Source organism: Flintibacter sp. SJQ-8 (assembly GCF_054108085.1).
Genome location: NZ_JBPJWR010000008.1, coordinates 93,629 through 112,153, shown reverse-complemented (window position 1 = coordinate 112,153; position 18,525 = coordinate 93,629). Strand labels below are relative to the sequence as shown.

General features: G+C 48.4%; 29 protein-coding genes and 1 tRNA gene. 8 read left to right on the top strand and 22 right to left on the bottom strand.

Going from position 1 to position 18,525, the window contains the following annotated elements; all coding sequences use genetic code 11:
• Positions 1 to 56: 56 nt before the first annotated feature.
• The 16 genes from ACSAMP_RS05370 to ACSAMP_RS05295 form a co-directional block, all read right to left on the bottom strand.
• Positions 57 to 974 carry a DUF6353 family protein gene (locus ACSAMP_RS05370; protein ID WP_457799761.1) on the bottom strand — a complete coding sequence of 306 codons (918 nt, stop codon included), beginning with the start codon at positions 972 to 974 and terminating at the stop codon, positions 57 to 59.
• 27 nt (positions 975 to 1,001) lie between these two features.
• Complete coding sequence (locus ACSAMP_RS05365) at positions 1,002 to 1,598, bottom strand: hypothetical protein (RefSeq protein WP_457799760.1); 597 nt, start codon at positions 1,596 to 1,598, stop codon at positions 1,002 to 1,004.
• The gene (locus tag ACSAMP_RS05360) at positions 1,598 to 1,801 is read right to left on the bottom strand and encodes a hypothetical protein (protein WP_457799759.1); all 204 of its coding nucleotides are present in this window, start codon (positions 1,799 to 1,801) and stop codon (positions 1,598 to 1,600) included. Before ACSAMP_RS05360 ends, ACSAMP_RS05365 begins: the two co-directional genes overlap by 1 nt.
• 78 nt (positions 1,802 to 1,879) lie before the next feature.
• Complete coding sequence (locus ACSAMP_RS05355) at positions 1,880 to 2,128, bottom strand: hypothetical protein (protein WP_418690839.1); 249 nt, start codon at positions 2,126 to 2,128, stop codon at positions 1,880 to 1,882.
• A 75-nt stretch (positions 2,129 to 2,203) separates the two neighbouring features.
• A complete protein-coding gene (locus ACSAMP_RS05350; protein ID WP_147562119.1) occupies positions 2,204 to 2,983 on the bottom strand; it encodes a DUF6353 family protein in 780 nt (259 codons plus the stop codon).
• Between the two features lie 141 nt (positions 2,984 to 3,124).
• Positions 3,125 to 3,415, bottom strand: coding sequence for a C2 domain-containing protein (locus tag ACSAMP_RS05345; protein WP_418690840.1), 291 nt, complete (start codon positions 3,413 to 3,415; stop codon positions 3,125 to 3,127).
• 36 nt (positions 3,416 to 3,451) lie between these two features.
• Positions 3,452 to 3,628: a hypothetical protein gene (locus ACSAMP_RS05340; protein ID WP_227109839.1), complete on the bottom strand. Its 177-nt coding sequence runs from the start codon at positions 3,626 to 3,628 to the stop codon at positions 3,452 to 3,454.
• A 48-nt stretch (positions 3,629 to 3,676) separates the two neighbouring features.
• The gene (locus tag ACSAMP_RS05335) at positions 3,677 to 4,498 is read right to left on the bottom strand and encodes a DUF6353 family protein (RefSeq protein ID WP_457799758.1); all 822 of its coding nucleotides are present in this window, start codon (positions 4,496 to 4,498) and stop codon (positions 3,677 to 3,679) included.
• Positions 4,499 to 4,517: 19 nt separating this feature from the next.
• Positions 4,518 to 4,841 (bottom strand): hypothetical protein, encoded by a 324-nt coding sequence (locus tag ACSAMP_RS05330; RefSeq protein ID WP_418690842.1) that lies wholly within the window; start codon positions 4,839 to 4,841, stop codon positions 4,518 to 4,520.
• A gap of 56 nt (positions 4,842 to 4,897) precedes the next feature.
• A tRNA-OTHER gene (locus ACSAMP_RS05325) sits at positions 4,898 to 4,971 on the bottom strand.
• Positions 4,972 to 5,023: 52 nt separating this feature from the next.
• On the bottom strand, positions 5,024 to 5,212 hold the full coding sequence (locus ACSAMP_RS05320; RefSeq protein WP_147562115.1) for a hypothetical protein: 189 nt from the start codon (positions 5,210 to 5,212) through the stop codon (positions 5,024 to 5,026).
• Positions 5,213 to 5,310: 98 nt separating this feature from the next.
• Positions 5,311 to 5,460, bottom strand: coding sequence for a hypothetical protein (locus ACSAMP_RS05315; protein ID WP_227109840.1), 150 nt, complete (start codon positions 5,458 to 5,460; stop codon positions 5,311 to 5,313).
• 65 nt (positions 5,461 to 5,525) lie between these two features.
• On the bottom strand, positions 5,526 to 5,885 hold the full coding sequence (locus tag ACSAMP_RS05310; RefSeq protein WP_147562114.1) for a hypothetical protein: 360 nt from the start codon (positions 5,883 to 5,885) through the stop codon (positions 5,526 to 5,528).
• 57 nt (positions 5,886 to 5,942) lie between these two features.
• Complete coding sequence (locus tag ACSAMP_RS05305) at positions 5,943 to 6,236, bottom strand: hypothetical protein (protein ID WP_147562111.1); 294 nt, start codon at positions 6,234 to 6,236, stop codon at positions 5,943 to 5,945.
• A gap of 174 nt (positions 6,237 to 6,410) precedes the next feature.
• Positions 6,411 to 6,842, bottom strand: a complete 432-nt coding sequence (locus ACSAMP_RS05300) for a hypothetical protein (protein ID WP_418690843.1) — start codon at positions 6,840 to 6,842, stop codon at positions 6,411 to 6,413.
• A 49-nt stretch (positions 6,843 to 6,891) separates the two neighbouring features.
• A complete protein-coding gene (locus ACSAMP_RS05295; protein ID WP_418690844.1) occupies positions 6,892 to 7,107 on the bottom strand; it encodes a hypothetical protein in 216 nt (71 codons plus the stop codon).
• Positions 7,108 to 7,290: 183 nt separating this feature from the next.
• Here ACSAMP_RS05295 and ACSAMP_RS05290 point away from each other — a divergent pair, with 183 nt between their 5' ends.
• Both ACSAMP_RS05290 and ACSAMP_RS05285 read left to right on the top strand, forming a co-directional pair.
• Entirely contained in the window at positions 7,291 to 7,644 is a 354-nt protein-coding gene (locus ACSAMP_RS05290; RefSeq protein ID WP_457799214.1) for a transposase, read from the top strand.
• Complete coding sequence (locus tag ACSAMP_RS05285) at positions 7,638 to 8,483, top strand: IS3 family transposase (protein ID WP_457799222.1); 846 nt, start codon at positions 7,638 to 7,640, stop codon at positions 8,481 to 8,483. The genes ACSAMP_RS05290 and ACSAMP_RS05285 overlap by 7 nt, the downstream gene beginning before the upstream one ends.
• 117 nt (positions 8,484 to 8,600) lie before the next feature.
• Here ACSAMP_RS05285 and ACSAMP_RS05280 read toward each other — a convergent pair whose 3' ends face one another.
• Genes ACSAMP_RS05280 through ACSAMP_RS05265 form a run of 4 tightly spaced genes read right to left on the bottom strand, consistent with a single transcriptional unit; the run spans position 8,601 to position 9,840 of the window.
• Complete coding sequence (locus tag ACSAMP_RS05280) at positions 8,601 to 8,801, bottom strand: DNA-directed RNA polymerase (protein ID WP_457799757.1); 201 nt, start codon at positions 8,799 to 8,801, stop codon at positions 8,601 to 8,603.
• Position 8,802: 1 nt separating this feature from the next.
• Complete coding sequence (locus tag ACSAMP_RS05275) at positions 8,803 to 9,222, bottom strand: hypothetical protein (protein ID WP_147562105.1); 420 nt, start codon at positions 9,220 to 9,222, stop codon at positions 8,803 to 8,805.
• A complete protein-coding gene (locus ACSAMP_RS05270) occupies positions 9,222 to 9,473 on the bottom strand; it encodes a hypothetical protein (RefSeq protein WP_147562103.1) in 252 nt (83 codons plus the stop codon). The genes ACSAMP_RS05275 and ACSAMP_RS05270 overlap by 1 nt, the downstream gene beginning before the upstream one ends.
• Positions 9,474 to 9,519: 46 nt before the next feature.
• Positions 9,520 to 9,840, bottom strand: coding sequence for a DUF6431 domain-containing protein (locus ACSAMP_RS05265; RefSeq protein ID WP_147562101.1), 321 nt, complete (start codon positions 9,838 to 9,840; stop codon positions 9,520 to 9,522).
• Positions 9,841 to 9,944: 104 nt separating this feature from the next.
• Between ACSAMP_RS05265 and ACSAMP_RS05260 the strand changes: the two genes are divergently transcribed.
• From ACSAMP_RS05260 to ACSAMP_RS05235, 6 genes are all read left to right on the top strand, one after another.
• Positions 9,945 to 11,183: a site-specific integrase gene (locus tag ACSAMP_RS05260; protein ID WP_418690846.1), complete on the top strand. Its 1,239-nt coding sequence runs from the start codon at positions 9,945 to 9,947 to the stop codon at positions 11,181 to 11,183.
• 325 nt (positions 11,184 to 11,508) lie between these two features.
• On the top strand, positions 11,509 to 12,696 hold the full coding sequence (locus ACSAMP_RS05255; RefSeq protein ID WP_033121506.1) for a sigma-70 family RNA polymerase sigma factor: 1,188 nt from the start codon (positions 11,509 to 11,511) through the stop codon (positions 12,694 to 12,696).
• A gap of 77 nt (positions 12,697 to 12,773) precedes the next feature.
• Entirely contained in the window at positions 12,774 to 13,541 is a 768-nt protein-coding gene (locus tag ACSAMP_RS05250) for an ABC transporter ATP-binding protein (RefSeq protein ID WP_033121505.1), read from the top strand.
• Positions 13,531 to 15,603, top strand: coding sequence for an FtsX-like permease family protein (locus ACSAMP_RS05245; RefSeq protein WP_457799756.1), 2,073 nt, complete (start codon positions 13,531 to 13,533; stop codon positions 15,601 to 15,603). Before ACSAMP_RS05250 ends, ACSAMP_RS05245 begins: the two co-directional genes overlap by 11 nt.
• Before the next feature lie 19 nt (positions 15,604 to 15,622).
• On the top strand, positions 15,623 to 16,300 hold the full coding sequence (locus ACSAMP_RS05240) for a response regulator transcription factor (protein ID WP_055228678.1): 678 nt from the start codon (positions 15,623 to 15,625) through the stop codon (positions 16,298 to 16,300).
• Complete coding sequence (locus ACSAMP_RS05235) at positions 16,297 to 17,322, top strand: sensor histidine kinase (RefSeq protein ID WP_055228679.1); 1,026 nt, start codon at positions 16,297 to 16,299, stop codon at positions 17,320 to 17,322. Before ACSAMP_RS05240 ends, ACSAMP_RS05235 begins: the two co-directional genes overlap by 4 nt.
• A gap of 49 nt (positions 17,323 to 17,371) precedes the next feature.
• On the opposite strand, the gene ACSAMP_RS05230 is transcribed toward ACSAMP_RS05235, so the two are convergent.
• Both ACSAMP_RS05230 and tsaA read right to left on the bottom strand, forming a co-directional pair.
• Positions 17,372 to 17,620: a DUF6061 family protein gene (locus ACSAMP_RS05230; protein ID WP_033121501.1), complete on the bottom strand. Its 249-nt coding sequence runs from the start codon at positions 17,618 to 17,620 to the stop codon at positions 17,372 to 17,374.
• Positions 17,621 to 17,792: 172 nt separating this feature from the next.
• Positions 17,793 to 18,494, bottom strand: a complete 702-nt coding sequence (tsaA, locus tag ACSAMP_RS05225; RefSeq protein WP_457799755.1) for a tRNA (N6-threonylcarbamoyladenosine(37)-N6)-methyltransferase TrmO — start codon at positions 18,492 to 18,494, stop codon at positions 17,793 to 17,795.
• Positions 18,495 to 18,525 lie beyond the last annotated feature (31 nt).

Genomic DNA, 18,525 nt, shown 5'->3' with positions numbered 1-18,525 from the left:
TATAAATCCACCCTCGAACCGTTGAAAGCCCAAGGGTGGTCAGATCGTTTTGCGCATCAAATCAAGTCGAGAATCGGCCCATCGACATTGAAGTCCAGAAGGATGTCCGACTCATAGCGGCCATCGACATCACGGCCGATCTCACGAATATTGAAATCAACGAAGCCGTCGGACTTCTCACTGTTCTTCACCCAGCCAACAACCTGACCGGCTTTGGTAATAGGCAGGCCCAACCGTTCACAGACTTCATTCAGGAACAAATACCCGCGGGAAGTCAGTTTGTCATTGGCATAATTCTGCTCTGCACGCAGGAACATCATATTGTAGTCGTGGTCGCTCGCCAGATAACGGCTGGTGCTGAAGAAATGAGCATAATCGCTCAGATCGGCAGGATTGACAACATTGGCCATAGTCTTGACCTTCTTTTCCTTGCCGTTTTCCGGGTCGGTCGTTACCTCGTCAAACTTCTTAGCCTTGATGTTGTACTTCAATTCCTTATCGACCTGCTCGCCGAAGCGCTCGACAACGCGCTCACGATAGTCCTTGAAGCCCTTATCGACGGCTGCATACGCTGCGCTCAGAGCCACGCTGCGCTTCCGCAGAATATTGTTAGAGGCGAGAATGCTGGTGATGGAAAGCGTGCCGAGAATAACTGCGGGGGCGTAAAGCTTCGCGAAGCTTACACCGGTTTTGGCATAGATCACGGCGAGATCTTTCTTGGAATCCTCTACGGAGTAGTTCTCTCCGGCCTTGGTAATACCCTTTTCAACGGCGTCATGTACATCGTCAATGTCGTGCTTGACATCCTCGACGATCTCGTTCACCTTGAGTGTCGCTTTACACGCGATGATCGCACTCACAACCGTTCCGGCAACGCCGGCGACTACGAGGATCTCAGGGCTGTGCTTCTTAAGCTGAAAGCTGGCCTTACCGACGATTTTGCTGGCGCGGCTCATGATTTCGTTCTTATTCATTACAGTAAAAGCTCCTTTTCTAAAATATCAATCCAAGGGCATGGCCTTTGGCATCTTGACAATGTATCCGTCACGAACCCGGACAACAGACGCGCTGCGAATATCCGTCCATCCGTACTTGTTATCGGTGTAATTTCCGGTAACGCCAATCAGATCATAGAGATCAGCTACGCTGACCATTCCGTACACGGAGATCATCTCGTCCATTCTGGACAGAACATCTTCCGCTTCGCCGCGATTGGTGATTACATAATCCTCATAATCATAGCCGGAACGATTGCGCGGGGTATTTGCGGTAGGCCGGTCGTCTTTTCGACCGTAGTAGTCCTTATAAGAAATTCGCGAGGCGGCCGGACGACGGTTGTCGCCGCTCCGTCCGTTTACGCCGAGAAAGGCTCGTACGGCGTCAAGAATGACGTCTTTGATCGCGGGGACAATGATGTCCTGCATGATATAAGACTTCACGTTGTCTACATCGTCCGGAACAAAAGTTCCCGCCAGCTTTTCAAAGCCGTTCTTTTTCTTGACCTTGACCGCACCGGTCACAACTTTTTCGACTTTTTTCTTGGCAATGGCCTCCTGCGTCTCTTTGGACTTGTGGGAATTGGGCTTATATTCCTCCATTAGCTTCCTCCTAACTGGACTTCGACGAGCTTTCCGGGAAGCGAAATTCTGGTGCCCGCAACACGGTTGCTCTGTTTCTTATAACGATAGGTGAGATTGCTTCTCGCCTTCTTTTCGGAGGGGGCGTATGTCGACGCCACCCAACGATGCACGATACACCGATCAAATTCCATGACCGGTCCGTCATATAAATACTGCTGCATACGCCGCCTCTCTTTCATAAAAAGAAAAGGGAAAACACCCTGTTACGGATGCTTTCCCTCGGTGATCCAGTTTTTTCTTTACTTGTCGGTGCCCTCGGAATCCTTGTCCTCAACAACGACCGCATCGGCCTCATAGATCGCAGTCTCTTCCTTTTCGACCTTACGCTTATCGACCATCGGCTTGACAATGTACTTGTAGGCGACAACGCCTGCAATCACTGCCAGACCGATTCCGCCGGCAACCTTCAGTGCCTTTCCAGAACTCGTCTTCACGATCTCCTCCGTGGTCTCGATGACCTCGTTGTTCATGATTTCATTGGTATCCATAGTGAATCTCCTTTCAAATAATTCAGAAAATATGTGGGTTCTTCCATAAAAGAACCTGTAATTTTTGCGAAGTCGTTACTTCATGAAATCGTATCGAGGGGCTACCTGATAGTCGATCACGAGGCAGGGGGTATCGTCTTTCGCCAACTGAGAACTGAAATCCAACTCGATGTAACCGGTGTCGATGTTCCATCCGAGGTCTTCGCCGACCTTGATGCCATCCAGCCCGATCGCGTAGTAGAATTCATTGAGCGAAATATACATTTCGTCCCGCATCTGCCGGTTCAGTTCATTAGCTGCTTTTCGGATCTTATCAATGTCGGTTTTGAAATATCTTCCGGACAGTACATCGTAGCAAAGCGTATTTCCACGATCAGTGATAACGACCTCGCTGTTTTCGACAGGTTTATTTGCAATACGGTCCTTGGCGACAGAGTCGCGGATGCTGCGCTCCTTTTTATCGCCGATCGCTTCGACGACCTTCTCCTGATACTCCTTCAGAGCGGACTCGGACAAGGTATATGCCGTGGCAAGTGCGGCATTTCTGCGGATGTTGACCGAACTGGCCCCGATCAAGCAAGCGACAGAAGCACAGCCAACCGCAGCAGCGGGAATGTAACACCTCCACGCCGCTTTCACTCTCTCTGCATTCGGCAGAGGTTCGTCCGAACCATCAAACTCGGCGGCTTTTTCACGCTCATCAATCAGAATGAGCGCCTTCGGCGTGGCTCGAACCGCCATCACCGTTGTAGTGATCATTCCGGCAATTCCGATACCTGTCAGGATTTCCGGACTGTGGCGTTTCATTGCTGTTCGTACGCTTTTGACAATCGCCACAAAATCGGGTTTATTCATCAGTTTTCTCCTTTCAAATGAAATATTCTTCGTTTTCGTCATAGGCATCATAGTCGATTGGCGGTTCATATTCCACTTCACAACCCATGACGCAGCTATAAATCATTTCCATACTCTCACTTCTCCTTTCAAATTTCTGCGCTATACAAATAGCAGCATAATTTCTTCTGCAACATCGCTTGCGACCCGGAATTTCAATTTTGCTTCTTCGTCATCGGTCACCCTGGCAAATAACTCCATTTTCAAAGCAAATTCGTTGATGATGTCATCCGCCGAGGTCAAAGGGTGATCCATGACCCGTTCGAGCAATTCATAGACGGCCCAGATGGAATAGGATGCCTTGAAGTACGATTCACGGGGCATGTCCTCGTTGGGGGATATAAGGCGCTCGTTCCGAAATCGCATAATGGTGTCGATCGCAATATCGTTCATACCACCACCTCGAAGAACAAAGAGAAAGAGCCCTTGTCAGGACTCCTCCTCGTCTTCGTTTTCTTCTCTCTTAGCCAGCGCTTCATTGACTTTCTCTTCGATTTTTGCATCCATTTCTTTCTCGTCCACCCAATCGTGGAGCAATTCTGCTCCGAAACCGATAGCGGTGGCAACAAAGCCAAGGATCTTAACCATATTCGTAATATTTTTCATAAAGTGCTACCTCCTTTTCATAATAGCGCCTGTAAAATTTGCGAGGAATCAGACCGGAAAGGAATCCCATTCCTCCAGAGTGCGAGGCGTAAAGACTGGTTCAACAATATAGACCTCCATGCCGTCGTCCAGCGTGACCTTCGTATGGTTGAAATCCACCCACATCAGTTCATCGCATACGGCCCAGCCGATCGTATCTCCGCCGTCGATCGGAGCCAACCCGAGAAATTCATAGAATTCGTTGACTGTTCCGTCTCCGCCTCTGATAGCGAAATTACGGTTCAGATGGTACTCTGCCTGAAGCACCTTGCTGACCGTAGACTCGAAATACCGGTTTGAGAACTGGTCATAAAAGGTGTGATGAACTTCGGGGTCGCTTCCATCCGCGTCAAAGTCCAGTGTCGAATCATCAAGGAAGCCGGTCGTTCGGAGGGATACATCTTTGCATTTCTCCTTAACGATGGCTTCCATAATGGTCTTGTGCGTTTCTTCGCCATAGAGTTCTTTCACCTTGTCCGTATACTCCTTATACGACTGGCTGACCAGCGCATAGGCGTTTGACAACGCTGCCTGCTGTCGTCTGCTCAGCATGTTAGCTCCGAAAATGCAGGCCAAAGTGGAGGTGCCGATCAGCACAGTCGGAATATAACATTTCCATGTCAGACAGAGAATTTCCGGCTTTGACAGGTCATACTGATCGGTTTGCTTAGCATCTTCAATGAGCCTCATGGCTTTGGGGGTTGCTTTGACCGCCGAAACGGTCGTTGCCACAAGACCGAAAGCGCTAAGACAGGTGAGAATGGTCGGAGTGCTTCTTTTTAATCGCCGGGATGCCTTGCGTGCAAGGGTTTTGAGAAATTTCGGTTTCATGCCAGGGTTCTCCTTTCAATTATTTCATAGCGTTGAGCAGATCCAGAACATTCATCGCCTGCTCCCACGCTACCTTAAAATGTTTGGATGATGGATTGTTCTGAAAACCGGAATAGAGCTTCATTCTCCGTGCGAAGCAGCCGACCGCCTCGATATAGTCCTGAACCTTGCCCTCGGTCCTCGGTCTCAGCCATCCGGCAACATACCGACGAATCTCGTCGATTGCCCATTGTTGAAGACTTGTTTTCTCAAATTCTCCGCGCCATCGCAAATCGTATGGGCAGACTGTATAATCCATCTGGTAAACATCACACAGAAGCAATGAAAACTGCTCTATATCCATCAAATATCCCTCCCGTCTTAAAAACATAAGAGCCATTGCTGACTCAAAAAAGCAAGAGAACTCGTATCGGACTCGAACCGATAACCTCCACGGAAGTGTGGCGTTCTACCTATTGAACTAACGCCCGTTCTCTCATAATAGGACCTGTAATTTTTGCGAAGCTGAAAAAGAAAGAGTCCTTGTCAGGACTCCTCCTTCTTACTGATCTTTACAACAATTTCTTCTCCCTCAATCGTAGCCTCCAGTTTGAATTTCTCAGGATTATCCATAACTTCTTTCAGCAGCGACGGCTTGTGTTCAGACTTGCTCGGTTTCTTAAACCGAAGGTTTGAAACATCCATCTTGCCAATAATTTTACCGATAATACTCATATCAATTTCTCCTTTTCAGCAGGTATTTAGGTCTCATAATAGGACTTGTAACTGCTGCGAGGGCAAAAAGAAAGAGCCGTTGTTCGCGGCCCGATCTTTCAGCAAATCCAATTCTCTTTGGCAAAGAACAATGGTACGGCAATCATTCCAAATAAAACCAGCGCCGTAGCGTCGTTTTCCAGGGCAACCCCAAGGCTGCCGCAGACAAGCAATGCAATAGCATACAGTTTATTCTTCAATGTTTTCATATTCTTGTATCTCCTTTTGTAGAGTAATGCGATTTCTTCACAAAAGGAGCTGTAATTCGTGCGATTTATACCTCTTTTCTGTCAAAAACCGTCTCCCATTTGGCTTTTGGCAAGGGCTTCAGCTTCAATGCCCACATGATCTGCCGGATGGTTACGGTGGGGTACAGACCGTCCTTCGGCTTATTTGCCCGCAAATCGAAGAATTCTTTGAAACCGGGATGCAAATATAATTCATCCGTCAGCCATGGGTCTATCTCGCTCCACCAGGTACTCTTTATTTCTGCATCATACCGCTGCTGGATCACGGCAAGTCCTTTTTCGCCAATTTCAAACAAAGTGCAGCTATTATACACCGGATGGTCGCAAATATAGCGCCGTCCGTATAAGCCGAGGTATATGCTGGGTGCTTGATGATGGTATCTCATATATAACTCCGCAAAAACAAAAGGAGAAGCCCTCGTCAGGACTTCTCCTCCGCTTTATTAGTCGTCAAATAACTTGCATGACAATTTGCAATTCGGATACGGTCCACCGCACGCACGGCATCCGGCAGGCGGAATGTCGTCACCTCTTTCGTCGACATCCTCGTCGCGTTCGTACTCGTATTCCATTTCATCAATTTCCCATCCACAGGACGGGCAGGTGTAAATATCACAACCGCCTCGCGGATCTTCTCTGCGCTCCATCAGCGCGCCGCATTCATTGCAAATTGCGTAACCCCTATTCAGGTATTCGATCAATTCGATACCCTCGGGAAAGATTATTTTGTGGCTCATAAAACTTACCTCCAAATTTAATCCGAGAGGATCTTACACTCATTGTAAAATCTCCCTCTGTATTAAGTCAAGAGATAAAGCCGCTATATCTCCATAACAGGGGCTGTAAATTTCACGAAGGGTTAAAACGAAGAGACCGTGTTTTACACACGATCCCTCCGCTTTGAACCGACTTTACTTCTTCTTCGGCTTGAACTGGTTGAACAAATTTCGGAATGTTGTTGAGGTGAACGCCCCCGTTTCCTCGAACTTAAATCCTCTCTTCATCCAGACCGCATAGAATGCCAGCGGCAAGATCAATTCGGCTGCCGTAATACCGAGATTGAAGTACCGGGCTTTGACCTGCTCGTCAAGCTGTGCGTTGCGGAATGCGTCGTCGTGCTTCCAGTTGATCAGACGGTCCTGCGACTCGTTCTCATCAATCCGGCGGCGCTCGCTCTTTTCCTCAGCATCCAGCTCCAGCTTGGTTTCCTCGATACTCAACCGATAAAGGTTCGCCAAATCATCTACCGCAGATGACTTTTCCTTACTGCCCGTAGCCAGAGAGGCCAGGTCCTTAATCTGGGACTTGATTTCCTCATTCAACAGATCTCTGATTTCGCTCATAATGATCTCTCCTTTTCAAAAGTGGTTGATTGGTCCATAAAAGGGCTTGTTATTTGCGCGTAAGATAACTTTTCAGATTTACACGTAAGATGACGAACGGCTTCTTTCGGATGTCCTCGATGCTTCGCCCGACCTCCAAGAACATATACGGTCCATCCGGATCAGAACTGTCAATTCGCAGCGTGCCGTCTGATTTCGCTGTGAGCCAGATGTAAATAGCTGCGACGCCGACTGCCATACCAAGAATGAAAAATAAAAGTTCCATGTCTGCCTCCATAAAATGTTTTTTCGGATTTTCTTACCAGGGATTTTTTCAGATACCAATTTAACATGGGTTTCTGTCACCCGCGTCCTGAAAATATAAAAAGAAAGAGCCGTTGTTAAGCGTGAACTGCACCCCATTTGTTAGACAGTATGGTATACTATCTAACAAGTGGGGTGTTTTGCTATGCCAAAAGGAGTACCAAACAAACGATATACGCCGGAATTCAAAAAACTGGTGATTGAAACCATGCAGAAAGAGAAATTGAGTTACAGCGAAACCTGCCGTAGATTTGAGGTAAACAGTAGAGATCGAATCAAATCATGGGAGCGAATCTACCTGGAAGAAGGGCCGGAAGGGTTAGCCATCGAACGGCGTGGCCGCAGCAGTAAGGGTCGTCCGCCAAAGCAGCTGCCGAAGCAGGTGGAAGAAGATCTGCTGGCCGAAGTGCAGCGACTGCGTGCGGAGAACGATTACCTAAAAAACTTGCAAGCCTTGGTTTTGGAAGACGAGCGACGCCAGCGCAGAAAACGCTGGTAGTTCAGAAGCTAAGGCAAAAACACGCACTCAGTATTCTGCTCTCAATCGCTCAGCTGCCCCGTGCAACTTTCTACTATCATTTGAAGCAGATGCAGAGAGAAGACAAATATGCATCTGTTAAGGAAGAAATCGCAGCAATTTACCACGAAAACAGGGGCCGGTACGGCTATCGCCGGATCACGGCAGAACTTCGCAAGCGTAAATTCTCTGTGAACCACAAGACTGTCCAGCGGCTCATGAAGAAGCTGGGCTTAGTTTGTCGTGTCAGGATGAAAAAATATCGTTCCTACAAGGGAGAAGTAGGCAAAATTGCACCAAATTTGCTAAATCGGGATTTTCATGTCGAAAAGCCGAATCAGAAATGGGTCACGGATGTGACGGAGTTCAGCCTGTTTGGAGAGAAGCTCTATCTGTCCCCGATTCTCGATCTGTGCAGCAGCGATCTGGTCAGTTACACCATATCGGATCGTCCTGTACTCAGCATGGTAACCACCATGCTGGACGAGGCGTTTGCAAAGATCCCGGCCGGAACAAACCTGATTCTCCATTCTGACCAGGGCTGGCAGTACCAACACAAACAATACCAACAGATGCTCCGGGAGAAAGGTGTTCGCCAGAGCATGAGCCGGAAAGGAAACTGTCTGGACAACGCCGTGATAGAGAATTTCTTCGGCTTACTCAAAAGTGAACTGCTGTATTTGCAGGAGTTCCGCTCCATGGAACACTTCAAACTGGAACTGATCGAATATCTGGATTACTACAACAACCGCCGCATCAAGGCAAAGCTAAAGGGCTTGCCGCCTGCAATTCACAGACAGCAAGCCCTTTCGGCTGCTTGAACAATTTTTACTTCAAAATATTGTCTAACTTTTGGGGGTCACTTCAGCGGCTCAATCTCTTTTTTATGTTTGCTTATAAGTTATACAGACACACTCCTTTCACAATAGGAGCTGTAATCAGTGCGAACCATCGTAAACAATCTTCTTACGAAGCTCTGACCATGTGATGTATCGGTCCTTCCGACAAACGGGGCAGAAGAACTTACATACCTTTCCGCCGATATCAACCAGTTCCTGCGCTTCGGCTTCCAAGCGGCTCTGGCAATTCGGACAGTTGAAGCGGTAAACCTTGCGAACTGCGATGTCTACAATTTTCAATTCAATCACGCTCCTTGTTCAGCAGCCAGAAGAACCGTCGGTAGCAGTCATAATAGACATCCTTGCAGCAGGGAATATCAAGCTGCACTTTCAGCACGTCGTACGACCAGCCCTCCGTAACCGCTTTGAGAATGTAATTGGACAGCTCCGCGCTGGCTCCGATAGCTGCCTGCTCCACTAATTTCATGCGTTCGAGGTAGTACAATCTGGCGACAGCACACCGCTCAGTCGGACTGTTGCGCTGATTTGTTTTGGAGAACAGCATCAGCGTTTGCGGGTTTGCACCCAGATTACCAAGAGCCGCATATGCCCTTTTCCAAATTGGGTATTGCAGGCAGAAATGCTTCAACTCATAGTAGCGGTGCCGCTCGATCCAGTAAGGGCTTTTGTTTGACAGCTCCGGGCGAATGTTCGTACCCATCAGATTTTCTCTCCTTTCCAAAGAAATCCGGTCTCCTGATACAAGAGTTTCGGGGAAATGTAAAAGTTGATCCGTCCGTATTTCGAGTTCATCTCCTCGATACTTGTGACCAGCTTTCCATTGCGTGTGGCTTTTCCAATCGGCAGCCAGCCGGAGATAATGCCGGCTCGAACCCATGAGGCATCCTTGCCGTATACTCTGGCCGCTACACATACCGGGACAGAGCCGGGCCTGAATTCAGTTTCTTCCATCTGCTACGGCCTCCTTTCAACGGCTATTCTAAATTAGCAACTACCGCTAAGTACAAACAACCTCGGTGGAAAACTCGATCAACCAGCGCAGCATGGTCATCTCGCACGGATAGTCCTCAAAACCCAAAGTCTCACAGGTGATCAGCCCCTCCAGAACACCGCGTATGATCTCGGACTCATACTGCTTGTATGGAAATATAAAGTCGGGCAGTTCTCGATGAAACGCCCCACAGACCTGGCAGTGCAGCCGTCGTATTCGGATAAATTCGCTTTTACGGTTTTTCGTCCGTACAATTCTCTGCACACTGTCATAGTATTTTAAGCACCCGCCGCATCGTGGACAGGTTGATTCTGCCTTGCTGACCATATACAAATTCCTCTGAAAATATAAAGTGTAGGAGTTGACAATTCCTACACAATCATATATGATTACCAAGGGGAAATCAATGTCAAGACAGAAAGGAATGAGTTATGCTAATCAAATGCCCCGAATGCGAATTGCAGGTCAGCGATAAAGCTACGACCTGTCCTCATTGCGGTTTCCCGCTTCAACCGTCTGTCAAATCCAGAAAACCTCGTGCCAAAAACAATAAGCGCCGCCGTCTGCCTAATGGCTTCGGTCAGATAAGTGAAATCAAGAACCGAAACCTGCGTAAGCCGTTCCGCGCAATGGTGTCCGTCGGGAAGACCGAAACCGGCAAACCCATTTGTAAGCCGTTAAAGCCGGAGTCTTATTTCCTGACTTATAACGACGCCTACGCCGCTCTGGTCGAGTACAACAAGAACCCTTATGACCTTGAGCCGTCCATAACCGTTAAAGAACTCTACGAGAAATGGACTGCCGAATATTTCGACACCATCAGCGAAGAAAGCGCACGTGGCGTTAAATCGGCATGGGCGTATTGCTCGTCCGTAGCTAACATGAGAGTTAAGGACATTCGCGCCCGCCATGTGAAAGGCTGTATGGATGAAGGAACCATAACAGTTCGAGGGGAAAAGAGGACACCGAGCGCCACAACCAAAAATAAGATCAAATCACTTTTCAATCTGATGCTGGACTATGCGCTGGAGTACGAATTGGTAGACCGCAACTATGCCAGAACATTCAACCTCACGGATGATACCATCAAGGAAATCCACAATGTAAAGCGGGAACATATCCCGTTTACGGACGAGGAAATGGAAAAGCTTTGGGCTCATGTTGATGATAAAGTCGGTGTTGACATTCTGCTGGTGCAGTGCTATTCCGGTTGGCGTCCGCAGGAACTCGGTTTACTGCGTTTGGAGGATGTCGATTTGGAAAACTGGACTTTCCGAGGCGGCATGAAGACCGAAGCCGGCACAGACCGTTCTGTCCCGATCCATTCGAGAATTCGCTCCATTGTCGAACGAAAATATAAAGAAGCCCAGAGTGTTGGCAGCGAGTATCTCTTTAACTGGCTCGATTCTGGGAACCGGAGCAAAAATATAAAGCTCACCTACGCACGCTACCAACAGGCGTTTGGCAGAATACGAGATGAGCTGAATTTGAACCCGGAGCATCGCCCTCACGACGGCCGGAAACACTTTGTTACGATGGCGAAGAAATACGGTGTTGACGAGTATGCGATCAAGTATCTGGTCGGTCATAAAATCTCGGATATCACCGAAAAAGTTTATACCGCTCGCGAGTTTGAGTGGCTCCGAGAGGAAATCGAAAAAATAGGATAGAGTGTAGGAGTGAAATTGTAGGAATAGTGCATAAATAATACATGAACAACCTACATTTCTCCTCACTCTACCACTTCTAACGACTGCTTAAATCCTTGATTTTACTGGACTTTTGCGGATAGCCCCGCCTAAGTTGTTTCTATTATCGAATCTTTGTTTCTCGCACAGCAGAGTGGGGTGAAATGGAAGAAGGCATTTTGGATATGAGCACGTACTATTACGAGGCAAATCCTGCATCTGTTCTTCTGGATAATATAAATGCTGCAAGACAAACTTGGAATTATGGTTAATTATTCCCGCTGATTACTTAGAAGGGAGGTGCGCTATGCTAAATGATTTTTCGTGGAACATGACCGGATACATACCGAAGCACCAAGTTAATCCACACGGTGACGGCATCATCCCCTATGTGGCAGAGCGCATCTTCCAACTGGAACCGGAACCGCCAGCGGTGGACAGTCTGAATGAATATATCCTGTCTGCTTTGCGGGAAAAGAATTTGCTATATTTTTCGTTCTTTCTGCACCACTACGAAACGCAGCTCAACAAGCGCATCAAAGGCTTTCTCAGTGTGGACGGCGGCAATCTGTACGACACAGACCGATTTATCGATATAAAGATCTCCTGCCGGGAGCAAATGCTCCAAAAGCTGATGGACTATGATCCTGCCAAGGGTGCGGAGTATGCTACATACATCTATCCGTTCATCTGGGATTCTATGCTCCGTTTCCGCATGGGCGAAGAAAAATGGTCGGTATCCTCTCTGACCAATTACAAAATGGTGCGATCAATGGCGTGGCTGTACCATAACACCAAAGATGCGGTCAACCAGTTTTCCAAGAAGTATAACTGCGACCTTGCTCTTGCGGAAGAATATCTGAAAGTTGTCCGTGGAATCCGCAACCAGCAGCCGTTCTATATAACGGACGAGGACGGCGAGGAAACAGGCGAGGATATAGCCCTTGACGATAGCTGGAACTATACCGACATCCTCTGGAACGGCATACAAGCAGAAAAGGTACAGCGGGCATTTGAGAAGCTGAATTACCGGGAACAGACCTTGCTCGAAAAACGGTTAGCAATCTGTATGACCTGCGGGCGAGTTGGCTCATGGAAGAACCGCCCCACTTTTGAAGAATTGGCGATTATGTTTGAGGGCAGCACAGCCAGCGGTGCAGAGCGAGCCTACCGGAAAGCGGTGGACAAACTGACAGAACTGCTGGTTGCCGAAGGTGCGCTCCATGCTGTCCGGCTGAAACAGAAAACCAAAACCAAGCGCAAAAAGAAAATCGCCGCCGCAATCTACGAATATCAAGCAGACTGCGACGGCGAATGGGGCGAAATTTCAGTTGATTTTGAGAACGGCACAGCAGAGATTATCCGACTTGCTGATTGGGATACAATTAAAACGAACTGGTTTGCCAAGGAGGCGATCCGGTATATTTTATCATTGTCGCCTGATGCTCTTACAAAATATATGCTCGTCCCCCTTGAGCCGCCACTTATATCTTGAATCCTTACAACCACTGTAAGTGGTATTTGCTGTGTTCCCATGCTATCATTTTATTACAAATGATAGGAGGTATTCACATGAAACCCATTTTGAATATTGAAAATTTAACAAAAATCTATGGCAATGTGCCAAGTCAAACAAAGGCACTGAATGGGATCACCTTCCAGGTGATGCCGGGAGAGTTTCTCGGCATTATGGGAAGCAGCGGTTCCGGTAAATCCACACTGCTCAATTGTATTGCGACTGTGATTCAACCCACAGGTGGAAGCATTCAGGTGGAAGGCGATACTCTGCAATCCCTCAAGGGAAAGGCTCTTGCAGAGTACCGTGGCAAAAAAGTTGGTTATCTATTCCAGAACTTTGAATTGCTGGACAACCTGACTGGCAGGGAAAACATCCTGCTCCCGACTTCCTTGCATGGGGTATCCGAAGCAGAAAGCAGCCAGCGGCTGAAGCAGTTGGCTGACTATCTGGAAATCACTGATGTTCTGGATAAGTTTCCGTCCAAGATGTCCGGCGGCCAGCGTCAGCGTGTTGCGGCAGCAAGGGCTCTGATCTTACATCCCCAAATGATCCTTGCCGATGAACCGACGGGTGCGCTGGATTCTAAGAACGCAAGAAGTCTTATGGAGAAGCTGTCCGGCCTGAATCGTGACGAACAAGCTACGATCCTGATGGTAACCCATGATTCCAATGCCGCCAGCTTCTGTAAGCGCATCCTGTTCATCCAGGATGGCGTGATCTTTCATGAGCTTCGGCGTGGAGACGAAAGCCAGCAGGAGTTCTACGGGCGCATCCTGAAGGTGATGGCGCAACTGGGAGGGGGCAGCGCAAATGTTCTCTAATCTCATTCTTCGGAACAGCCGCCGCAGCCGAAAGGAAAACGGTCTGTTTTTCAGCTCCCTGGTGATTTCTATTGTTGCCTTTTACATGATTCTTTCCATCTCCACTCAAGATGTGATGCTCTTTTTGCAGAAAATGGAGAGTGACGCAGTTGACAAACTCCTGCTTCTGATTCCTGCGTTTTATGGAATGACCCTCGGTATTCTGTTCTTTTTGATCTATTTTGCCTGCAAGTATCAGTTCGAGCGCAGACGGCATGAGCTTGGTGTTTATCTAATGTTGGGGATGCGTAGAAGTAAACTGTTTGGTATGCTTCTGGCGGAAGATTGCCTGACCAGTATTCTTGCCATGCTCATAGGCTTACCTGTGGCTGTGGTGCTTTCAGAAATTGTCAGTCTTGTCACCGCCAAGCTGGTAGGCATGGGGATCATCGGTCATCAGTTTTCTTTATCCTGGTCTGCGATTGAATGGACGCTGGCAGGATTTCTGGCAATTAAGCTGACGGCACTTCTGATTTTGAGTGGACGAATCAGCCGCCAGGAGATCGGTACTTTGCTATCCCAGCCAACGAACCGCCCCAAAAAGCAAATGCCATCTGTTATCTATGGACTGGCTGCTATATGCGGAAGTGTGATGTTGGCAGTGGCTTACTACATGGCGATTCAGGGAATTGCATGGACAAAGGTAAGTATGATGGGACTGACTTTGCTGTTGGGCATAGTTGGTACGATGCTGCTTTTCTATGGGATGCGTGCGCTGATTGCTTTGATTGTTAAGAAAGGAAAAGGAAATAAGCAGCTTCATGTATTTACCTTCCGGCAGATTCAGGAGAATGTCATTCATCAGTCAAACTCCATGGCCATCAGCTCCCTGCTGATTCTGGCGGCGCTGTGTTGTTTTGGTGCGGGCGTAGGAATTGCAGGAACGAATAGCCTGTCTTCTGGCCATGTAATCGACTATACTTTTGAAGATCATACTGCAGAAGATTCATCGCAGGTTCTTCCGAATATAAAGGCAGTCCTGAAAGAAAACAGTTTGGAAAATCAATTTTCAGAGCTTTTTGAAATGAGGGTTGGGCGTATTCGCACCACAGAAGATTATGATAATGCCTACAGCATGGACGCTGTTATGGACTCTCTTCGGAGCCTGCCCCAGTCGGAAGACCGGGATGTCCTTCTGAACAATCTTGGTTATGCCACATACCCATATTTGATTTGTTTATCGGACTATAATCGTTTGTTGGAATTGTCCGGCAATCCGGCTCTCCAATTAGGCGAAAAGGAGGCCACTGTCTATATTGATACAGAGTTTACTACGGCAAGCCGTACCGCAATGCTGAACCAAGTATTGGCCGGGCAGCCCAAGGTGGAACTGGATGGTAGTCCGATTCATCTTACAGGAGAGGTTCAGTCTGTGAATTTGGTCACGGACCGTTCTATAACCTTGTCCTTTGCATTGATTCTTCCGGATGAAGCATTCCTATATTATAGTCAGGGAATGTATGATACCTATGTCAATGCGGTGCTCAGTGAGCAGGCTCTGGATGGAAATAGCCTTATGACTGCATATTTGGATTTGAACGAGAAGCTGGACGAAACTGGCATTGAATATGAAAGCTATCTTCAGAATATAGGTCGTCAGCTTTTCTACACCATAGCATCCAGTTATATTACCCTCTATCTTGCGATTGTTTTCCTGGTAGTTGCCAACACCATCGTGGGTGTTCAGTTCCTGATGAGTCAGCAGAAAACCGGGCGCAGATACCAGACCCTGATCCGCCTGGGAGCTACTTACGAAACCCTTTGCCAGTCTGCTGGAAAGCAAATTACCTGGTTTATGGGACTTCCTGTATTGGTTGCGGCTGTCAGCAGTCTGTTTGGAGTCAGGGCGTTATTTACAGGGATACTCTCGTCCCGAACCCGTGGGACAGTGTCTGAAATGCTGCTTGTATCTGCTGCTATGATTTTACTACTTTGCGTGATAGAATATATTTATATGAGAGTGGTCAAGCGCTCCAGTGATCGGTATTTGCTGACACTGATGCAGCCGCAGAGAGAAGAATAATTTGGAAGGAGGTGCTGTCATGAAAAGAATTGCTGTTGTGGAAGATGAAGTCTATATGCGGGAAGAACTCTGCGATATGCTCCAAAAGGACGGCTATCTTGTGGAGGCAATTACCGAGTTTGAAGATGCCGCTCGGCTCTTGGCAGCCCTCCGCCCTGACCTTGTGATCTTAGACCTGAACTTGCCGGAGATCAGTGGCTTTCAAATCTGCCAGGAGCTAAAGAATAAAACTGCTATCCCCGTCCTGGTGCTGACTTCCAGAGATCAGGTAAAGGATGAACTGCAAGCGTTCCAGTTGGGTGCCGATGAATATTTGACGAAGCCGTGCAGAAAAGATCGACTTCTTGCCAGGGTATCCAATATTCTCAAAAGGTATGAAGGCCGTACCAATCTCATAGAGGGACCAGATTTCCTGTTAGACCAGCAGACCTACACGCTTTATATTCATAATACCTCTGTGGTGCTTCCAAAAAATCAGGGAAAACTGTTGGTCGCTCTTTTGTCCGGCGGCGATGCTCTGGTCACGACGGAGCAGCTTTGCATGGCACTATGGGGAACCACGGAATACATAGATGAAAATGCCTTGCAGGTTAACCTAACCCGGCTGAAAAAAACGATGTCCGCCCTTGAAATGAAGCAGCGAATCGTTGCAGTTCGAGGAATGGGCTACCGTTTGGAAGCGGAGGTGTCTCTATGAAGCAGCTTTGGCACATGATAGAACGGTACTACCCCTGGCTTCTGTTGCTGCTGGGCGTGGATTGCTTTTGCGCTGTCATTCTTTGGATTTCTGACATTCAGGTATTTCAAACCTTGATCGGGTTAGTAGTTCTGACGAGCATCCTTTTGTTTTCAGCGATTCTGTTTGTACTAAACAAGAGGGAGAACACCCACATGGAACTGTTCCGAGATTTCCTCAGTGATCCTACCATCTGCAATGAAGAACGGCTGCTCAGTGCCATTAGTCAGAAAGAAGGAGAATCTGTCCGATTTTTGGCTTCGGTTTTACGGGAATACAAAAACGAGAGTAACAATATGGCGGATGCCCTACGGGACTATGAAGAATACGTGGAGGGCTGGGCACATGAAGCGAAAACGCCCCTATCGTTGCTGACCATGCTCTTGGATAACCGGAACGATGAAATCTCTCCTTCCCTGCAAGCAAAGCTGGATTATGTCCGCAGTCAGCTTCAGGAGGATGTCACGCAGATGCTGTACTATGCCCGGTTGAAGAGCAGTACAAAGGATTACCGATTTGAGGATGTCAATTTGAATGACTGCTTGGGTGAAGTTCTGGAGGACTATGCCCCACTTCTTGAAGAGAAGCATTTTGTCATTCTCAACAAACTGCAATCTGAAACAGTCTATACAGACCGTAGAGGACTTCAGTTTATGTTGGGACAAATCGTTAGCAATGCCATCAAATATAGCAGCGATAGTCCCATGCTTACAATTTCCGTGATACATTCGGAGACTGCAGATATCCTTTCTGTTGAAGATAACGGCATTGGCGTAAAAAAATATAATCTGCCGTACATTTTTCAAAAGGGCTTTACCGGGGATTCTACTGACAGCAGAAAGAAGGCTACCGGTATGGGACTTTACCTGGTTAAGAAGATGGCCGACGATCTAAATCTTCATCTGGAAGCAGCTTCCCAGTGGGGAAAGAGCTTCAAGATTGTCATCTTCTTTCCTAAATTGAGATCCAACGGAGGGAAATAATATAAACAGAAAAACGCCCGCAGGATTTTCTCCTGCGGGCAGCGTGTTGTCAGCTATCCCAAGGCTTGTATTCTGTTACAGTTTTCAAATAGGTTTCGGGATCGCCGTTCAAGATAAGGTCTGCATACTCCAAAGGAGCGTTGTAGATCAAATAATCCAGCTCTGACCGCTGATACATATTGTCAGCAATCTCGTTCTCAACGACGATAGTGTCAATCGCAATCATACTGCCGTCGCTGAATTTCACTTCCACACAGCAATTATCCATATTGTAGGCACAAGATATTAAGGTTTTCATGGTATGTCCTCCATAATTCGTAATATAAAGCGAAAATCCCGTCTGACTTCCTGTTAGAAATCAGACGGGATTTGTCCGTATGCACCCCGGAAACCGTCAGCTAACAGTTGATAAGTAAATTAGTTCCTTATCACTGTTAAGCCAAGGCTTTTGTGGATAATTTTTGCTTATCTCAAGATTCCCGCTCCACGCTGACCACCCGCAGCCGGTCACCCTGCACCTGAAAGCGCACCTCCAGCCCGGCAAAGGCCATGCCATACACCCGCTCCGGGTCGTGCTGATAGGAGGGGCGGGGGTCCTGACTCAGCACCCCGGTCAGGGCGGCCCGCTTGTCCTCCGGCACCCGCGCCAGCAGCTCCGAGGGGATATCCACCGCCAGCCGGGCCCCGGCGGGGGCGGGGGCAAAGCCCCCCAGGGCCTCCGGGCGGCAGTCGGCATAGGGCAGATAGGGCTTGATGTCATAGATGGGGGTGCCGTCCATCAGGTCGGCCCCCGCCACGGTGATCACCGGCCCCTCCGGGGTGTGCAGGTCGATGCCCGCCAGGCGCACGCAGCTCAGGCCGATGGGGTTGGGCCGGAAGGGGGACCGGGTGGCGAACACCCCCAGGCGCTGGTTGCCCCCCAGCCGGGGGGGACGCACCGTGGGGGACCACGCCTCCCGCCGGGCCTTGGAGAACTCCCAGATCAGCCACAGGTGGGAAAAGCCCTCCAGCCCCCGCAGGGCCGCCTCGTTGCGAAAGGGCGGGGTGAATACGATCCGGGCCGTCAGCTCGTCCACCAGACCGCTCTGGCGGGGAATGCCGAATTTGGTGGAAAAATCGCTGCGGATGTGGGCGATGACCTTTACCTGTGCCGTCTCTGTCTCCATGTCCATGGGCTGTCCTCCTGTGTTTTTGCAAATCTCT

What these genes read in the sequence shown, in the direction of transcription:
- ACSAMP_RS05265 (WP_147562101.1), bottom strand. Translation starts at nt 9,840, where the DNA reads ATGGTCAGCAAGGCAGAATCAACCTGTCCACGATGCGGCGGGTGCTTA.
- ACSAMP_RS05310 (WP_147562114.1), bottom strand. Translation starts at nt 5,885, where the DNA reads ATGAGATACCATCATCAAGCACCCAGCATATACCTCGGCTTATACGGA.
- ACSAMP_RS05270 (WP_147562103.1), bottom strand. Translation starts at nt 9,473, where the DNA reads ATGGAAGAAACTGAATTCAGGCCCGGCTCTGTCCCGGTATGTGTAGCG.
- ACSAMP_RS05370 (WP_457799761.1), bottom strand. Translation starts at nt 974, where the DNA reads ATGAATAAGAACGAAATCATGAGCCGCGCCAGCAAAATCGTCGGTAAG.
- ACSAMP_RS05320 (WP_147562115.1), bottom strand. Translation starts at nt 5,212, where the DNA reads ATGAGTATTATCGGTAAAATTATTGGCAAGATGGATGTTTCAAACCTT.
- ACSAMP_RS05345 (WP_418690840.1), bottom strand. Translation starts at nt 3,415, where the DNA reads ATGAACGATATTGCGATCGACACCATTATGCGATTTCGGAACGAGCGC.
- ACSAMP_RS05315 (WP_227109840.1), bottom strand. Translation starts at nt 5,460, where the DNA reads ATGAAAACATTGAAGAATAAACTGTATGCTATTGCATTGCTTGTCTGC.
- ACSAMP_RS05275 (WP_147562105.1), bottom strand. Translation starts at nt 9,222, where the DNA reads ATGGGTACGAACATTCGCCCGGAGCTGTCAAACAAAAGCCCTTACTGG.
- ACSAMP_RS05300 (WP_418690843.1), bottom strand. Translation starts at nt 6,842, where the DNA reads ATGAGCGAAATCAGAGATCTGTTGAATGAGGAAATCAAGTCCCAGATT.
- ACSAMP_RS05340 (WP_227109839.1), bottom strand. Translation starts at nt 3,628, where the DNA reads ATGAAAAATATTACGAATATGGTTAAGATCCTTGGCTTTGTTGCCACC.
- ACSAMP_RS05245 (WP_457799756.1), top strand. Translation starts at nt 13,531, where the DNA reads ATGTTCTCTAATCTCATTCTTCGGAACAGCCGCCGCAGCCGAAAGGAA.
- ACSAMP_RS05295 (WP_418690844.1), bottom strand. Translation starts at nt 7,107, where the DNA reads ATGGAACTTTTATTTTTCATTCTTGGTATGGCAGTCGGCGTCGCAGCT.
- ACSAMP_RS05350 (WP_147562119.1), bottom strand. Translation starts at nt 2,983, where the DNA reads ATGAATAAACCCGATTTTGTGGCGATTGTCAAAAGCGTACGAACAGCA.
- ACSAMP_RS05305 (WP_147562111.1), bottom strand. Translation starts at nt 6,236, where the DNA reads ATGAGCCACAAAATAATCTTTCCCGAGGGTATCGAATTGATCGAATAC.
- ACSAMP_RS05360 (WP_457799759.1), bottom strand. Translation starts at nt 1,801, where the DNA reads ATGCAGCAGTATTTATATGACGGACCGGTCATGGAATTTGATCGGTGT.
- ACSAMP_RS05330 (WP_418690842.1), bottom strand. Translation starts at nt 4,841, where the DNA reads ATGGATATAGAGCAGTTTTCATTGCTTCTGTGTGATGTTTACCAGATG.
- ACSAMP_RS05250 (WP_033121505.1), top strand. Translation starts at nt 12,774, where the DNA reads ATGAAACCCATTTTGAATATTGAAAATTTAACAAAAATCTATGGCAAT.
- ACSAMP_RS05240 (WP_055228678.1), top strand. Translation starts at nt 15,623, where the DNA reads ATGAAAAGAATTGCTGTTGTGGAAGATGAAGTCTATATGCGGGAAGAA.
- ACSAMP_RS05355 (WP_418690839.1), bottom strand. Translation starts at nt 2,128, where the DNA reads ATGGATACCAATGAAATCATGAACAACGAGGTCATCGAGACCACGGAG.
- ACSAMP_RS05255 (WP_033121506.1), top strand. Translation starts at nt 11,509, where the DNA reads ATGCTAAATGATTTTTCGTGGAACATGACCGGATACATACCGAAGCAC.
- ACSAMP_RS05335 (WP_457799758.1), bottom strand. Translation starts at nt 4,498, where the DNA reads ATGAAACCGAAATTTCTCAAAACCCTTGCACGCAAGGCATCCCGGCGA.
- tsaA (WP_457799755.1), bottom strand. Translation starts at nt 18,494, where the DNA reads ATGGACATGGAGACAGAGACGGCACAGGTAAAGGTCATCGCCCACATC.
- ACSAMP_RS05235 (WP_055228679.1), top strand. Translation starts at nt 16,297, where the DNA reads ATGAAGCAGCTTTGGCACATGATAGAACGGTACTACCCCTGGCTTCTG.
- ACSAMP_RS05230 (WP_033121501.1), bottom strand. Translation starts at nt 17,620, where the DNA reads ATGAAAACCTTAATATCTTGTGCCTACAATATGGATAATTGCTGTGTG.
- ACSAMP_RS05290 (WP_457799214.1), top strand. Translation starts at nt 7,291, where the DNA reads ATGCCAAAAGGAGTACCAAACAAACGATATACGCCGGAATTCAAAAAA.
- ACSAMP_RS05365 (WP_457799760.1), bottom strand. Translation starts at nt 1,598, where the DNA reads ATGGAGGAATATAAGCCCAATTCCCACAAGTCCAAAGAGACGCAGGAG.
- ACSAMP_RS05260 (WP_418690846.1), top strand. Translation starts at nt 9,945, where the DNA reads ATGCTAATCAAATGCCCCGAATGCGAATTGCAGGTCAGCGATAAAGCT.